The organism is Falsiroseomonas sp. E2-1-a4, assembly GCF_051433165.1.
GTDB lineage: Bacteria > Pseudomonadota > Alphaproteobacteria > Acetobacterales > Acetobacteraceae > Falsiroseomonas.
In genome coordinates, this window is the sequence record NZ_JBHMFS010000029.1 from 1 (window position 1) to 14,488 (window position 14,488).

Annotated in this window: 15 protein-coding genes; 14 read left to right on the forward strand and 1 reads right to left on the reverse strand. The window is 71.7% G+C overall.

The window, feature by feature from the left end:
* A partial coding sequence (locus tag ACFHNC_RS22160; protein ID WP_437171421.1) for a LysR family transcriptional regulator occupies positions 1-912 on the reverse strand: 912 nt, incomplete at its 3' end.
* A 126-nt stretch (positions 913-1,038) separates the two neighbouring features.
* On the opposite strand from ACFHNC_RS22160, the gene ACFHNC_RS22165 reads away from it, so the two are divergent.
* The 14 genes from ACFHNC_RS22165 (at position 1,039) to tilS (ending at position 14,375) form a co-directional block, all read left to right on the forward strand.
* Positions 1,039-2,025, forward strand: coding sequence for a Bug family tripartite tricarboxylate transporter substrate binding protein (locus ACFHNC_RS22165; RefSeq protein WP_437171422.1), 987 nt, complete (start codon positions 1,039-1,041; stop codon positions 2,023-2,025).
* Positions 2,026-2,039: 14 nt separating this feature from the next.
* Positions 2,040-2,822: an enoyl-CoA hydratase/isomerase family protein gene (locus ACFHNC_RS22170; protein WP_437171423.1), complete on the forward strand. Its 783-nt coding sequence runs from the start codon at positions 2,040-2,042 to the stop codon at positions 2,820-2,822.
* On the forward strand, positions 2,819-4,855 hold the full coding sequence (locus ACFHNC_RS22175) for an acetate--CoA ligase family protein (protein WP_437171424.1): 2,037 nt from the start codon (positions 2,819-2,821) through the stop codon (positions 4,853-4,855). Before ACFHNC_RS22170 ends, ACFHNC_RS22175 begins: the two co-directional genes overlap by 4 nt.
* 25 nt (positions 4,856-4,880) lie before the next feature.
* Positions 4,881-5,405 (forward strand): crossover junction endodeoxyribonuclease RuvC, encoded by a 525-nt coding sequence (gene ruvC, locus ACFHNC_RS22180; RefSeq protein WP_437171425.1) that lies wholly within the window; start codon positions 4,881-4,883, stop codon positions 5,403-5,405.
* Positions 5,406-5,490: 85 nt separating this feature from the next.
* Positions 5,491-6,117 (forward strand): Holliday junction branch migration protein RuvA, encoded by a 627-nt coding sequence (gene ruvA, locus ACFHNC_RS22185; RefSeq protein ID WP_437171426.1) that lies wholly within the window; start codon positions 5,491-5,493, stop codon positions 6,115-6,117.
* On the forward strand, positions 6,114-7,163 hold the full coding sequence (ruvB, locus tag ACFHNC_RS22190; protein WP_437171427.1) for a Holliday junction branch migration DNA helicase RuvB: 1,050 nt from the start codon (positions 6,114-6,116) through the stop codon (positions 7,161-7,163). Before ruvA ends, ruvB begins: the two co-directional genes overlap by 4 nt.
* Before the next feature lie 9 nt (positions 7,164-7,172).
* Positions 7,173-7,589: a YbgC/FadM family acyl-CoA thioesterase gene (locus ACFHNC_RS22195; protein WP_437171428.1), complete on the forward strand. Its 417-nt coding sequence runs from the start codon at positions 7,173-7,175 to the stop codon at positions 7,587-7,589.
* Between the two features lie 83 nt (positions 7,590-7,672).
* Positions 7,673-8,401, forward strand: coding sequence for a protein TolQ (gene tolQ / locus ACFHNC_RS22200; RefSeq protein ID WP_437171460.1), 729 nt, complete (start codon positions 7,673-7,675; stop codon positions 8,399-8,401).
* A 3-nt stretch (positions 8,402-8,404) separates the two neighbouring features.
* Positions 8,405-8,878 carry a protein TolR gene (tolR, locus tag ACFHNC_RS22205; protein ID WP_304809285.1) on the forward strand — a complete coding sequence of 158 codons (474 nt, stop codon included), beginning with the start codon at positions 8,405-8,407 and terminating at the stop codon, positions 8,876-8,878.
* Positions 8,879-8,888: 10 nt separating this feature from the next.
* Positions 8,889-10,121: a hypothetical protein gene (locus ACFHNC_RS22210; protein ID WP_437171429.1), complete on the forward strand. Its 1,233-nt coding sequence runs from the start codon at positions 8,889-8,891 to the stop codon at positions 10,119-10,121.
* Entirely contained in the window at positions 10,118-11,485 is a 1,368-nt protein-coding gene (gene tolB, locus ACFHNC_RS22215; protein WP_437171430.1) for a Tol-Pal system beta propeller repeat protein TolB, read from the forward strand. The genes ACFHNC_RS22210 and tolB overlap by 4 nt, the downstream gene beginning before the upstream one ends.
* Before the next feature lie 173 nt (positions 11,486-11,658).
* Complete coding sequence (pal, locus tag ACFHNC_RS22220) at positions 11,659-12,138, forward strand: peptidoglycan-associated lipoprotein Pal (RefSeq protein WP_437171431.1); 480 nt, start codon at positions 11,659-11,661, stop codon at positions 12,136-12,138.
* A 97-nt stretch (positions 12,139-12,235) separates the two neighbouring features.
* The gene (locus tag ACFHNC_RS22225) at positions 12,236-13,129 is read left to right on the forward strand and encodes a tetratricopeptide repeat protein (RefSeq protein ID WP_437171432.1); all 894 of its coding nucleotides are present in this window, start codon (positions 12,236-12,238) and stop codon (positions 13,127-13,129) included.
* Positions 13,101-14,375 (forward strand): tRNA lysidine(34) synthetase TilS, encoded by a 1,275-nt coding sequence (gene tilS, locus ACFHNC_RS22230; RefSeq protein WP_437171433.1) that lies wholly within the window; start codon positions 13,101-13,103, stop codon positions 14,373-14,375. Before ACFHNC_RS22225 ends, tilS begins: the two co-directional genes overlap by 29 nt.
* The last annotated feature ends 113 nt before the right edge of the window (positions 14,376-14,488 follow it).

The window sequence follows — 14,488 nt, forward strand, 5'->3', positions numbered from 1 at the left end:
GCCACCATTACGGTGGCGGCCTCCTACACCAACACCAGGGACACGACCCGGCAGGGCGGCCACCTCATCCAGCAGCCATTCGCGCAGCGCCTCCCCACCCGCACGTGGCGCGCCGGGGGGTTGCAGCAGCCAGTAATGGTCGCCCGTATTCGCCGAGATGGGGGAGAGGCGCCGCAGCCGGCGGCGGCGCATTTCCTCCTCCACAAAATCGGGCGTGCAGATCACCGCGCCCAACCCCTCCAGCGCCGCCTGGATGGCGAGCGAAGTGCTCTCGAACAGCAAGGGCGGCGCGGCGGGCATGGTGCGGCCGGCGGCGTCGCACCAGCTCGCCCAGTCGCGCGGCCGCACCCGGCTGCCGAGCCAAGTCAACCGGTCCAGGCCCTGGCGCGCGGCGGCGGGCGCGGCGAAGGGCGCTACATGCACCGCCTGCAACCGCACCGCGCCGCGCATCGGCGGCGTGCCGGCGGGGGCGGTGCGGATGGCGGCGTCCAGACCCTCCCGCGCAAAATCTACCGCCGGGCTGGTGGAGGTCACCACCTCCACCTCCAGGCCCGGATGCCGAGCGCGGAAACCGGGCAGGCGGGGGATCAGCCAGCGCATCGCCCAGGTGGTGAAGGCGCGAATCCGCAGCGGCGCGGCGGCGGTGCCGCGCAGCTCCAGCGTCGCCGTGGCGATGCCGGCGAAGGCCTGCTGCAGGGCGGCGGCATAGCGCAGCCCGTCCTCGGTCAGTCGCAGCGCATTGGCACCGCGATGCACCAGCGTCACGCCGAGCGCCGCCTCCAATTCCCGGATGCGGCGGCTGATGGCGGGCTGGGTCAGGTTCAGCCGGGCGCCCGCCGCGGTCAGGCTGCCGGTTTCCGCCACCAGGGCGAAGGTCCGCAGCGCGGCGAGGGGGGGGAGCAGGTCAGGCATGCCGCCCAGCATAAGACCGGCTTGGGGTAGGGCAAGCATTGCGCGCTGGCGCCGCGCGCCTCATCGCGCGAGACCTACGGCAGCGCAGGCCCGCCTGAAGGCCCGCCATCAACCGGAGGACACCCCATGATTCGTCGCCGAGACGCCCTGCTGGGCCTCGCCGCCCTGGCCGCCCCCGTTACCCTGACCCGTGGCGCGGCGGCCCAGGGCTTCCCGAACCGCCCGGTCCGCATGATCATTCCCTTCACCGCCGGCGGCAGCAACGACGTGGTCGGCCGTATGCTGACCGAAGCCATGGCGCAGCGCCTGGGCCAGGCCGTGGTGGTGGAGAATCGCGGCGGCGCCGGCGGCGTGATCGGCAATGATGCGGTTGCGAAGGCGGAACCGGATGGCCACACCATCCTGCTCGCGGGCTCCGGCAGCTTCGTGATTTCCTCCCTGGTGCAAACGCGGCTGCCCTATGATCCGGTGAAGGACTTTGCTGCCGTCGCCTATCTCGGCGCCTCGCCCAACGTCATCACCGTCCACCCCAGCATCCAGGCGACCAACCTGCGCGAGTTGCAGGCGCTGGCGAAGGCGCGCGGCGAGCCGCTGCGCTTCGGCACGCCGGGTGTCGGCACCAATGGCCATGCGCTGGGCGCGATGATCGGGGTTGTGCTGGGCATCGAGATGGAGCCGATCCACTATCGCGGCACGGGCCCGGCCTTGAACGATCTGATCGCCGGGCGGCTGGATCTGCTGACCAACGCCTCCGCCCCGCTTCAACCGCATATCGAGGCCGATAAGATTCGCGCCATCGCCATTGCCGGCCAGTCGCGCAGCGTCGCGCTGCCGAACCTTTCCACGAGTTTAGAACAGGGCTTTCCGGAACTGGACAGCTCCACCTGGTACGGCTTCCTTGCGCCCGGTGGCACGCCGGCGGACCGCATCGCGGTGCTGCACGCCGCCGCAGTCGCCGCGATCAACGAGCCGAATATCAAGCGCCGCCTGATCGCCTCCGGCGTCGATGAAATCGCGCCAAGCCCGGAGCCCGCGCATTTCACCCGCCTGCTCGCCTCGGACCGGGAGCGTTGGTCGCGCGTGGTCGAGCGCGCCAATCTTCGCGTCCAGTAAGGATTCTCTTAAATATGTCCGACGCCATCCTGCTCACCACCGAAGCCGGCATTGCCACGCTGACACTCAACCGGCCGAAGGTGCGCAACGCCATCGATGATGCCATGCGCGGCGAGATGATCGAGGCGCTGGAGGCGGTGGCGGCGGACCCGGCAATCAAGGCGCTGGTCGTCACCGGCGCCGGCACCGCCTTCTGTGCCGGCGGCGATGTGCGCGGCATGAAAAGCCGGCTGGAGGCGCCGCCCGAGGATGTCGCCATCAATGGCTGGCGGCGCCAGGCGCGTACCCACCGCGCGGTGACGCTGCTGCATCACATGCCGAAGCCGGTGATCGCCGCGGTGAACGGCCCGGCGGCGGGGCTCGGCGCGGATGTGGCGCTGGCCTGCGATTTTCTTCTCTGCGGCGAATCCGCCAGCTTCACCATGAGCTTTCTCGCACGCGCGCTGATCCCGGATGGTGGCGGCATGTATTTCCTGCCGCGGCGCGTCGGGCTGGCGCGTGCGAAGGAACTGGTCTTCACCGCGCGGCGTGTCGATGCGGCGGAGGCGCTGACGATCGGCCTGGCGGATCGCGTGGTACCGGATGCGGAACTTGCCACGGCGGCGCAGGAATGGGCGGCCCAGATGGGCACGCATTCCATCGCGGCACTGGCGCTGGCGAAGGCGACGCTGGACCGCAGCCTGGAGACCAGCTTCGAACAGGTGCTGGCGATCGGCAGCCAGTCCCAGGCCATCTGCTACACCACTGCCGAGCACCGCGCCTCGGTCGCCGCCTTTCTTGAGAAGTCGAAGAAGTGAGCGCATTCCAGGCGCTGCTGCGGCCGCGCAGCGTGGCGGTTGTCGGCGCTTCCGCCGACGCCACCAAGACCGGCGGGCGGCCCGTGGGCTACCTGCTGCGGCACGGGTTTTCGGGCGATGTCTGGCCGGTAAATCCGCGTGCGACCGAGATCGCCGGCCTGCCCTGCTACAAGGATGTGGCGAGTCTGCCCGGCGCGCCGGATGTGGGCATCGTGCTGGTCGGGCCGGAGCGTGCGGAGGCCGCGGTGCGGGACCTCGCGGCGAAGGGCTGCCAGGCCGCCATCGTGCTGGCGGGCGGCTATGGCGAGACGGGCGAGGCGGGCGCGGAAAAGCAATCCGCCCTGAAGCGTGCGGCCGGGTCCATGCGGCTGTTGGGGCCGAACACCATCGGCGTGGTGAACCTCTCGGACCGGATCGTGCTGAGTGCCTCCGGCGCGCTGGAATTCGAGAATCTTCCGCCCGGCGGGCTTTCGGTGGTCTCGCAATCCGGCGGCATTTTGGGTGCGCTGCTGTCGCGTGGTGCTGCGGCCGGCATCGGCTTCGCGAAGCTGGTCGCCACCGGCAATGAGGGTGATATCGAGGTCGCCGAGGTGCTGGATGCGCTGGTGGACGACCCCGACACCACCGCCATCGCGCTGTATCTGGAAGGCCTTCGCAACCCCGCCCGCTTCCGCGCCGCCGCGCGCCGGGCGGCGGAGGCCGGCAAGCCGGTGGTCGCCTTCAAGGTCGGACGGTCGGAGGCCGGGGCGCTGGCCGCCATCTCCCACACCGGCGCCATGGCCGGGGCGGACCGGATGTATGACGCCTTCTTCGCCAGCCTCGGCGTGATCCGCGCCGAGCGGTTTTCGGACCTGCTGGAAGTGCCCGCCGCCCTGGCGCAGGGCCGCCGTGCCGCGGGCTTCCGGGTGGCGGTGCTGACCTCGACGGGCGGTGCAGGCGCGCTGGTGGCGGATGCGGTGGGCCTGGCCGGCGGCAGCCTGCCGGCGCCGGATGCGGCCGTGCGCGCAAACCTGGCCGCCCTGCTGGGGGAGGCGCCGGTCGGCAACCCGGTGGATGTCACCCTGGCCGGGCTGCGGCCCGATCTGTTCCGCGGCGCCATCCGCGCACTGCTGGCGAGCGCGTCCTACGATTCGCTTGTCGTCATCGTCGGCAGCTCCGCCTTGGCGCAGCCGGAACTGGTGGCGGATGCGATGCTGGAGGCGCGTGGCGACTCGGAAAAACCGGTGATCGCCTATGTCAGCCCGCACGCGCCGCACATCGCCGCCGGGCTGAACGCGCGCGGCGTGCCGGCCAGCACCACGCCGGAGGGTATCGCCGCCATCCTGGCAGCACTCGCGCGCCCCGCCTTCGTGCCCGCAGCGCCCAGCGCGGGGTCCGTGCCGCCCGGCCTTCCGCACGGCAAGCTGAACGAGGCGGAAAGCAAGGCGCTGTTCGCCCATTTCGGCATCGCCGCGACGCGGGAAGCCAGCGCCGTCACCCCCGCAGCGGCGCAACAGGCCGCCCAGGGCCTCGGCCCGCGCCTGGTGGTGAAGCTGCTGGCGCGCGACCTGGCCCACAAATCGGACATCGGCGGCGTGGTGCTGAACGTGACGCCGGACCGGGTGGCGGAGGTTGGCACTGCGCTACTGGCCAAGCTGCCGGACGCCGAGGGGCTACTGGTGCAGGAACAGATCTCCGGCGGCATCGAGATGATTTTGGGGATCGTCCGCGACCCGCATCTGGGCAGCGCCGTACTGCTCGGCGCCGGCGGCACGGCGGCGGAGGTGTTCGGCGATACGCAGCTCCGCATGCTGCCGCTGTCCCGCGACGATGCGGAGGCGATGGTACGCGGCTTGAAGATCGCCCGCGTCCTCGCCGGTTTCCGTGGCGCACCGCCGGGCGATGTGCCGGCGCTGGTCGATGCCGTGCTCGCCTTCTCCCGAATGGGGGAGGCGCTGGGTGACCGGCTGCTGGAAGCCGAGATCAACCCGCTTTTCGTCCTGCCGGAAGGGCAGGGGGTGCGGGCGGCGGATGGGCTGGCGGTGCTGGGGTAGGGGCGGCCTTCTGCTATGAAGGCGCATGGCATCCCGCCCGATTCGCATTCTCGGCCTCGACCCTGGCCTCCAGCACACCGGCTGGGGGCTGGTGGAGCATGACGGCTACCGCCTGCGCTTCTGCGCGGAGGGGGTAGTCTCCACCCAGGCCGGGGACGACCTGCACCACCGGTTGCTGACGCTGCATCGTGGGCTGGAGGCGGTGATTGCCGCGCAATCGCCGGATGAGGCGGCGGTGGAGCACACCTATGTCGCCCGCAACCCCGAATCGGCGCTGAAGCTCGGACAGGCGCGCGGCGTGGTGCTGCTGGCGCCGGCGCTGGCGGGGCTGGTCGTGCGGGAATACGGCGCGATGGAGGTGAAGCGCGCCGTGGTCGGCAATGGCCATGCGGCGAAGGAACAGGTGCAGGCGATGGTGCGGCACCTGCTTCCGGGCGTGACCTTCAAGCGGGCTGATGCGGCGGATGCGCTGGCGATCGCCATCTGCCACGCGCATCACCGGAGCACGCGCAACGCCTTCTCGGCGGCAGTGGCGAGGGCTGCGTCGTGAGGATCGAGACGCCCCCTCTCCACCCGACCCTCCCCCCCCTGCGGGTGGAGAGGGCTTCCCGGTGTCGGGCGGAGAAACCCCTCCCATGATCGGCTCCCTCCGCGGCCTGGTGGATCAGGTCCAGGACGGCGCCTGCGTCTTTGACGTCAACGGCGTCGGCTACCTGGTGCATTGCTCCCGCAAGACGCTGGACCGGCTGACGGCGCGCGAGGGCGTCCAGAAGCTGCTGGTCGAAACCCGCGTCAGCCAGGACGCCATCACCCTGTTCGGTTTCCTCGACGCCACGGAACGCGATGCCTTCCTGGCGCTGATCGAGGTCAAGACGGTCGGTCCCCAGAAGGCGCTGCTGGTGCTGTCCGGCCTGGCGCCGGCGGACCTCGCGCGGGCCATCGCCACTAAGGAACGCAAGCGCCTGGCCGATGTGAAGGGCCTCGGCGCCGCCACCGCCACCCGCATCGTGGATGAGCCGGCGATGCAGAAATGGGCGGTCGGCCGCGCCATGCCGGAGGCTGATGGGATCGGCGCCGGCGAGGGCCTGCCCACCCCCGAACCCGCCGGCCCGCAGGCGGATGCGGTCTCCGCCCTGGTCAATCTCGGCTGGAAGCGCCCGGAGGCCGCCGCCGCCGTCGCCCGCGGTGCCCGCCGCCTCGGCGATGACGCAGCGTTGGCCGCGCTGATCACCGAGGCGCTGAAGGAGATGGCGCCGCGATGAGCGAAACCGATCGCCTGACGGCCGGCGCGCGGCAGGAGGAAGACGGCGCGGAGGGCAGCCTGCGCCCGCAGAGCCTGTCCGATTTCATCGGCCAGAAGCCTTTGCGCGAGAACCTTCAGGTTTTCATTGGCGCCGCCCGCCAGCGCGCGGAGGCGATGGACCATGTGCTGCTGTTCGGTCCGCCCGGCCTCGGCAAGACCACGTTGGCGCAGATCGTCTCCCGCGAGCTCGGCGTCGGATTCCGGGCGACCTCCGGCCCGATCCTGCAACGGGCGGGGGACCTGGCCGCGATCCTGACCAATCTGCAGCCGCGCGACGTGCTGTTCGTGGACGAGATCCACCGCCTGCAGCCGGCCATCGAGGAAACGCTTTATCCGGCGATGGAGGATTACTGCCTCGACCTCATCATCGGGGAGGGCCCCGCCGCGCGCACCGTGCGGATCGACCTGCCGCCCTTCACCTTGGTGGGTGCGACCACCCGCGCCGGCCTGCTGACCCAACCGCTGCGAGACCGCTTCGGCATCCCGCTGCGTCTTCAGTTCTACGAGGTAGAGGAGCTGCTGCGGATCGTCCGCCGTGGCGCCGAGAAGCTCGGCTTCGCGCTGACCGAGGATGGCGCGCTGGAGATTGCGCGGCGGTCCCGCGGCACGCCCCGCGTCGCCGGCCGGCTGCTGCGCCGCATCCGCGATTTCGCATTGGTCTCCGGCCGCGCCGCCGACCGGGCGATGGTCGATGGCGCGCTGCTGCGGCTGGAGGTCGATGCGCTGGGCCTCGACGCGCAGGACCGTCGCTACCTGAAGCGCATCGCCGAACACCACAATGGCGGCCCCGTGGGCGTGGAAACCCTGGCCGCGGCGCTCGCCGAAAGCCGGGACACGCTGGAGGAGGTGGTGGAACCCTTCCTGATCCAGGAAGGCCTGGTGCTCCGCACTCCGCGCGGCCGCATGCTGGGGGAGCCAGGCTGGCGCCATCTCGGCCTGATGCCGCCGCGGGCCATCGCGGCTCAACTCGATCTGCTGGCGCAGGCGCCGCCGCACGAGGAATGAGGCCGGCCGGTGGACAAAGATACGACAGAGCACCGCCATGAGCTGCGCGTCTATTTTGACGATACGGATGCGGGCGGTGTCGCCTACCACGCCAACTACCTGAAATGGGCGGAAAGGGCGCGGACTGAATCGTTGCGGGCCATGGACTTGCCGCATTCCTTTATGATGGTGCGTTACAATGCGATGCTCGTGGTGCGGCGCATTGAAGTGGAGTATGTGGCCCCGGCGCGGCTCGACGATGCGCTGGTGGTGGCGACTCGTGTGGTGAGTGTCGGCGCTGCAACCATGGAGGTTTCGCAGCGCGTTCTGCGGGGCGAGGCGGTGCTGGCGAAGCTGCTGGTTGGGCTCGTCTGCGTCCGCGCCGATGCGCTGCGGCCCACCCGGCTGCCCGCGCCCTGGCGCGCGGCGCTGGAGGGGCTGGTCTGAGATGCGGCGGCCCCGGTGGGTGCGCGGTTGGTGGATGAGGAGATTGCGCTTTGGACAATGTGACCGCACAGGCCCTGGCGCCGATGGCGCACGACATGTCGCTGTGGTCGCTGTTCCTGATGGCGGATTGGGTGGTGAAGGCCGTGATGGTCTCGCTCCTGCTCGCCTCCGTCTGGGTCTGGGCGATCGTCTTCGAGAAGATGACATCGCTGCGCCGCGTGAACCGCGCGGCGGATGGCTTCGAGGACCGCTTCTGGTCGGGCGGTAGCCTGGAGGAGCTGTTCACCAAGGAAGGCGAGCAGCCCAGCAACCCGATCGCCGCCGTCTTCGGCGCCGCCATGCGCGAATGGCGCCGCTCCTCCGGCCGCACCATGACCAGCGACCTGGCGGTGACCGGGATGAAGGAACGCGTGGAACGCGCCATGTCGGTCGCCATCACGCGGGAGATGGACCGGCTGGAGCGCTGGATGGTGTTCCTCGCCACCGTTGCCTCCGCAGCCCCCTTCATCGGCCTGTTCGGTACGGTCTGGGGCATCATGAACAGCTTTTCGGCGATTGCCGGCATGCAGAGCACCAACCTCGCCGTCGTGGCGCCAGGCATTGCGGAGGCGCTGTTCGCCACCGCGATCGGCCTGGTCGCCGCCATCCCGGCGACCATCGCTTACAACAAGTTGTCCTCCGACCTCGGGCGCTTTGCCGGGCGGCTGGATGCCTTCGCCGCAGAATTCGGCGCCATCCTGTCCCGTCAGTCGGAAGCCGCGGCGGCCGATCCGGCGGCCCCGGTCCCGGCACGCCAGCCGGCGGAGGGCTGAGCCATGGCCGGCGGCAGCTTCGGCGGCAGGAAGGTGGGGCGCGGCGGGCGGGCCAGCTTCCGGCCGGTGAGTGAAATCAACGTCACCCCGCTGGTGGACGTGATGCTGGTGCTGCTCATCATCTTCATGGTGGCCGCGCCGCTGATGACGGTGGGCGTGCCGGTCGATCTGCCGCGCACCCAGGCCAGCAATCTGAACCAGGAGCAGGACCCGCTGACCATTTCCGTCACCGCGGAGGGCGCCATCTTCCTGCAGGAGACGGAAGTGCCGCTGGAGGCGCTGGTGGCGCAGCTTCGCGCCATCCTGGCCAGCAACCAGCAGCAGCCGGGCCAACCGGAACGCCGCATCTTCGTGCGCGGCGACCGCGCCATCAGCTATGGCCGGGTGATGGAGGTGATGGGCACGGTCAGTTCCGCCGGCTTCACCCGCGTCGCGTTGCTGGCGGAAAGCCCGCAAGCGGCGCCGGCGAGGCGCTGAGGGGGCCGGTTTGTCAGGCGCCGTCCTACAATTCGGGGATGATGACCGGGCGCTGAAGCGCTGGGCGGCAATCTCGCTCGGCCTTCATGTGCTGCTCGGCGTCGCCGGGCTGCTGTATGGCTATGCGCGGCCGCTGCCGCCGCCGGTCGAGATGGCGATGTCGGTGGAATTCACCTCCGCCGAGCCGCCCGCGCAGGCGCGCGGCGACCAGCCTGGCCCCGCCGCGCCGGCCGATGCCGTGCCGGCGCCGCCCGATCCCTCACCGGTGCCGCCGGTGCCGGAGCCACCGACCAACGCGCCGCCGCAGCCAACGCCGCCGCCACCCCCGCCGCCGCCCGCCGCCGCCGCGCCGCCCGTGGCCGGCCCGACCGCGCCGGCCCTGATTCCGCCGCCGCCCGCACCGCCCGCCGCCCCGCCGGCCGCGCCGCGCGTGGCCGCAGCCCCGCCTGCCGCCCCCCCGGCCCCCGCACCGCCGACGCCGGCCGCGCCGCCGCGCCCGGCCGCCTCCGCCCCGCCGCCGCAGCCGGCGGAACCGCTGCCGATGCCGCCACCGCCGCCGCCCTCCGCCGCGCCGGTCGCGCCGAACCCGACGCCGCCCGCCCCGGCCCCCGCGCGACCCACACCGCCGACGCCGGCGGCCCCGGCGCCTGCCGCCCCGGCTGCTCCCGCCGCGCCGCCCAATGCGCCGCCGGCGCAGACGGCCGTGCCCCTGCCGCCGCCGCCCGCCCCGGCACCGCCCACGCCGGTCACCACGCCCGGTACCAGCGCGACGCCGCCGGTGGCGCGGCCGGAGGAACGCTCGACCAGTGTGCTGAACACGCTGGAGCGGCTGCGCCAGCAGCAATCCGCCAACCGCCCGCCCACGGCGCGTCCCGCGGCGCAGGCCGCCCGCCCGGCCGCGCCCGGTGGCGCGCCCAATGCGTCGGACCAGCTCAATGCCGGGGAACGCGCCGCGATCGGCGAACGTGTTGGCGAATGCTGGCGGGTGGACCAGGGCATGCTCGGGCTGAGCGAGATGCGCGTCAGCCTGGTCGCCATCGTGGATCGTGAAGGCGTGATCCGGAATGTGTTGCCCGGACCCGATGGGGTGCCGAGCGAACCGCGCGCTCGCGCGCTATATGAACAGGCGCGTCGTGCGTTGCGGGACCCGGCCTGCAGCCCGCTTCCGGTGCCGCCGGGCCGTCTGCAGGCGGGTGAAAACCGCTTCCAGTTCAATTTCTCGCCGAGGGGATTTCTCCGATGACCTTGCCGTATTTCGGCTTCACGCGGCGCAGAGTCTTCGCGGGCGTGGGTGGCGCGGTCGTCGCCAGCCTGCTTCCCGATTTCGCCCTGGGCCAGCAGGCGGCGCCGACCACCGTCATCGATGTGACGCGCGCACGGACGGATCCAGTGCCGATCGCCGTGCCGGACATGGCCGGCGCCGGGCCGGATGCGCAGCGCGTGGGGCGCGACATCGCCCGCGTGATCCAGGAGAACCTCCGCAATTCCGGGCTGTTCCGGCCCGTAGCCCGGCAGGCCTTCATCCAGACGGCGGAGATGGCGGCCGCCAATCCGCGATTCCAGGATTGGCGGGTGATCGGCGCGCATGCGCTGACCACCGGCCGGGTCGAGGAATCGGGTGGGCGGCTGCGGGTGGAATTCCGCCTGTGGGACGTGCTGGCCGATACGCAGTTGCAGGGCACCGCCTTCACCGCGCCGGCCGCGCAATGGCGCCGCATCGCCCACCTGATCAGCGACGTGATCTATGAGCGGCTGCTGGGTGAGAAGGGCTATTTCGACACGCAGATCGTCTACATCGCCGAATCCGGCCCGCGCGACCGCCGTACGCGCCGCATGGCGCTGATGGACCAGGATGGCCAGAACCACCGCTTCCTGACCGATGGCAGCTTCCAGGCGCTGACGCCGCGCTTCCACCCGACGGCGCGGCAGGTCGCTTTCATGTCCTATTTCCGCAACCAGCCACGAGTCTATCTGTTCAACCTGGACAGTGGCCAGCAGCAGGTGCTGGGCAGCTTCGGCGGCATGACCTTCAGCCCGCGCTTCGCCCCCGATGGCCGCAGCGTGATCCTCTCCAGCAGCCGCGGCGGCGATGCGAACATCTTCGTGGTGGACATCGCCAGCCGGCGGGAGAGGCAGCTGACCTCCGGCGGATCGCTGGATGTCTCGCCCTGCTATTCGCCGGATGGCACGCAGATCGTGTTCAACTCGGATCGTGGCGGCGACCAGCAGCTTTACGTCATGTCCGCCGATGGTGGCGGGGCGCGACGCATTTCCTTCGGCAATGGTCGCTATGCGACTCCGGTCTGGTCGCCGCGTGGCGACCTGATCGCCTTCACCCGGATCAGCGGCGGCCAATTCGCCATCGGCGTGATGCGGCCGGATGGTTCGGGGGAGCGGATTCTCAGCGAGGGCTGGTCGATGGAAGGCCCGACCTTCGCGCCGAATGGCCGCGTGCTGGCCTTCTACCGGGAGACTCCGGCGCGTGACGCGCGCGGCGGCGGTTATTCCTCGCGCCTCTCGCAGATCGACATCGCCGGGTTCAACGAGCGGCAGATCGTGACGCCGACGGACGCGTCCGACCCGGCCTGGAGCCCATTGCTATCGTGAAAACCGGCTGCTGACCTCTGTCGCGCCAATTTGGGCGGGGCAGAGGCACCTTGCCTTGTTGCTGCCGCACAGTTTGTTGATCATGTAACGCCGTCGGCGAGGCCCGCGCGTTTCGTGCCCCGATCTGTGCTTTCAATCTGTTCCATGTCACCCCTTGAAGGATTGCGATCCCGATGAACACCAAGCTCCTCGGCGCGTTCGCCGCCGTGGTCCTGCTCGCTGGCTGCGGCAGCAGCACCGAACAATCCTCCGCTGCCACCGGCGGCGGCGCCGAGACCACCACCAGCGGCCCGCGCCCGGGCAGCCAGGAAGATCTGGTGGCCAATATCGGTGACCGCGTGTTCTTCGACACCGACCGCACCAGCATCCGCGCCGACCAGCGCGTGGTGCTGGACCGCCAGGCCGGCTGGCTGGCGCGCTTCCCGCAGGTGCAGGTCGCCGTCGAGGGCCATGCCGACGAACGCGGCACCCGCGAATACAACCTGGCGCTCGGCCAGCGCCGCGCCAATGCGGCGCGTGACGTGCTGGTGGCCGGCGGCGTCGCCCCGGCGCGCGTCGACACCATCTCCTACGGCAAGGATCGCCCGGCCGCGCTCGGCTCGAACGACCAGGCCTGGTCGCAGAACCGCCGCGCCGTCACGGTGGTGCGCTGAGACTTTAAAGGTCACGGGACTTCGTCCCCGCGGCCACTGGCCCCGGATGCGGCGCTGCCGTATCCGGGGTGTTGCCGCAGGCATGAAGGAGCCCCGCATGCGACTAGTACGAACCGCCCTGCTCGGCCTTGGCCTGTCGATCTTTGGCCTGTTGCCCGCCCAGGCGCAGATGGAGACGCGCGAAGGCATCGCGCTGCAGAACCAGATCCTGCAATTGCGGCAGGAGGTGGAGATGCTGCGTCGTGGCGGTACCACCGCCATGCCCGCGCCGATGGCCGCTCCCTCCGCCCTCGGGGGCCGCCCGGTACCGCCGGGAGGCGCGCCGCAGACCGAACTGGTGGGCGCGCTGCTCGACCGCGTTTCACGACTCGAGGAAGAACTGCGCAGCGTGCGTGGCCGCGCCGAGCAGTCGGAATTCCGCGAGCGCAGTTTGCAGGAACGGCTGCAGAAACTGGAAGGCGATATCGACTTCCGCCTGCAGCAGATCGAGGGCCAGCGCCAGGGCAGCGCCACCCCGCCGACCCGCGCCCCCGCAACCGCGGCCGCCCCGCCCCCGGCAGCGCCCGCAGCGGCCACCCCCGCCGCCGCTGCGCCCGCCGCCTTGCGCCGCCCGCCGCAGCGCGCCCTGGCCGATGGCCAGGCGGCGCTCGGGCGGCGGGACTGGGTGGCCGCGGAAGCTGCGGCGCGGGAGGTTGTCGCCTCCCGCGATGCGGCCCGTGCGGGCGATGCACAGATCCTGCTCGGCGCCGCATTGGCCGGAAAGCGGGATTTCGCCGGCTCCGCCGTGGCCTATGACGATGCCTTCCGCCGCAGCCCCACGGGGAGCCGGGCGCCGGAGGCGATGCTCGGTGTCGCCAATGCGCTGATCGGCCTGAACAACAATCGCGACGCCTGCAACCAGTTGAATGATCTGCGAACCCGCTTCCCGGCCCTGCGTGGCGCGGTGGCGGAGCGTGCGGCCGATGCCCGGCGCCGCGCCCAGTGCCGTTGAGGCACTCACTCCCCCTCTGACCAAGGCCGACTTCGCCCGCTGGATGTTGCCGCTCGGCCCCTTCGGTGTGGCGCCGCGGATCATCGCCGGCGTGTCCGGTGGCCCGCACAGCCTGGCCCTGGCGCTACTGCTGGCGGATTGGCTCGCGGCGCGCGGCGGCACGCTGACAGCCGGCATCGTGGATCACGGTCTGCGGCCCGAAAGCGCGGCGGAGGCGGCGACCGTCGCAAGCTGGCTCGAATCGCGAGGCATCGCCTGCCGCATCCTGCCGCTGCACATGCCGCGAGGCGCGGCGGTGCAGGCGCGGGCGCGGGACGGGCGGCTGCGCGCCTTGCTCGCCCTGGCGGCGGAGGTCGGGGCCGGCTGGCTGGCGCTCGGCCAGCATCGCGCGGACCAGGCGGAGACGCTGCTATTGCGGGCGCTGGCGGGTAGCGCCGCCGCGGGGCTGGCCGGCATGGCTCCCGCGCGCAGCGCCGGCGCCGCCTTGCTGATCCGCCCGCTGCTGGGCGCCAGCCCGGCCCGGCTGGAGGCGGTGGTGGCGGCGGCCGGGCTACATCCGGTGCGCGACCCCTCCAACGCCGATCCGCGCTTCACCCGCGCCCGGCTGCGCGCCAGCCTGGCCGACCATGAGGGGGAGGGACCGGCGACCACCGCGCTGGTCCAGGCCGCCAACGCCTTCGCCCGGCGCCGCACCGCGCGGGAAGCCGAGGTGGCGGCGCGGCTGGCGCGGGCCGCTATGCTGTCCGAGCACGGCTTCGCGCGGCTCGATCTGGCGGCGCTGGGGCAGGATGGGGTGGCGATCTCGGCGCTGGCCGCAATGGTGCGGCTGATCGGGGGCGCCGCCTATGCGCCCCCGGCGGGGGCGGTGGCCGGGCTGCTGGCGCGCCAGGCGGGCACGCTTGGCGGCGCAAGGTTGACCCGACAGGGGCTGCTGCTGCGGGAGGAAGCGGCGATGGCGCCGCACGTGCCGGCGGAGGACGGCGTGATCTGGGATGGCCGGTTCCGTCTGTCCGGCACCCCGCCCCCCGGCCTGATGCTGGGCGCGCTGGGCGCGGCCGCGGCGCGGCTGGACCGGCCCGGCGGGCTGCCTTCCTCCGTGGCCCGGACCCTGCCGGCGTTGTGGCAGCCCGTTACCGATGGTCGCGACACTGTGCTGGTCGCGGTGCCCGCACTGCCCTATCCTGCCGCGGAAACCAGCTACGGCTTCCGGATGCGCCTTGCGCCGCCGGGCGGCGCGGTGGGTTAAGCGCCGCCTTTGCAGGCATCCGTCCACGTTGTCTCATTCACGGGATGGAAGCCGGCGCTGGCGCACCTATCTTGAGTGCGGAGCGGGCCTCCTCTGGGCTGGCAATATCCAGC

Bases quoted from the DNA above. Each gene is read 5' to 3' on its own strand.
- tolR (WP_304809285.1), top strand. From the start codon at position 8,405: ATGGCCGGCGGCAGCTTCGGCGGCAGGAAGGTGGGGCGCGGCGGGCGG.
- ruvB (WP_437171427.1), top strand. From the start codon at position 6,114: ATGAGCGAAACCGATCGCCTGACGGCCGGCGCGCGGCAGGAGGAAGAC.
- ACFHNC_RS22170 (WP_437171423.1), top strand. From the start codon at position 2,040: ATGTCCGACGCCATCCTGCTCACCACCGAAGCCGGCATTGCCACGCTG.
- ruvA (WP_437171426.1), top strand. From the start codon at position 5,491: ATGATCGGCTCCCTCCGCGGCCTGGTGGATCAGGTCCAGGACGGCGCC.
- pal (WP_437171431.1), top strand. From the start codon at position 11,659: ATGAACACCAAGCTCCTCGGCGCGTTCGCCGCCGTGGTCCTGCTCGCT.
- ACFHNC_RS22225 (WP_437171432.1), top strand. From the start codon at position 12,236: ATGCGACTAGTACGAACCGCCCTGCTCGGCCTTGGCCTGTCGATCTTT.
- tolB (WP_437171430.1), top strand. From the start codon at position 10,118: ATGACCTTGCCGTATTTCGGCTTCACGCGGCGCAGAGTCTTCGCGGGC.
- tilS (WP_437171433.1), top strand. From the start codon at position 13,101: ATGCCCGGCGCCGCGCCCAGTGCCGTTGAGGCACTCACTCCCCCTCTG.
- tolQ (WP_437171460.1), top strand. From the start codon at position 7,673: ATGGCGCACGACATGTCGCTGTGGTCGCTGTTCCTGATGGCGGATTGG.
- ruvC (WP_437171425.1), top strand. From the start codon at position 4,881: ATGGCATCCCGCCCGATTCGCATTCTCGGCCTCGACCCTGGCCTCCAG.
- ACFHNC_RS22165 (WP_437171422.1), top strand. From the start codon at position 1,039: ATGATTCGTCGCCGAGACGCCCTGCTGGGCCTCGCCGCCCTGGCCGCC.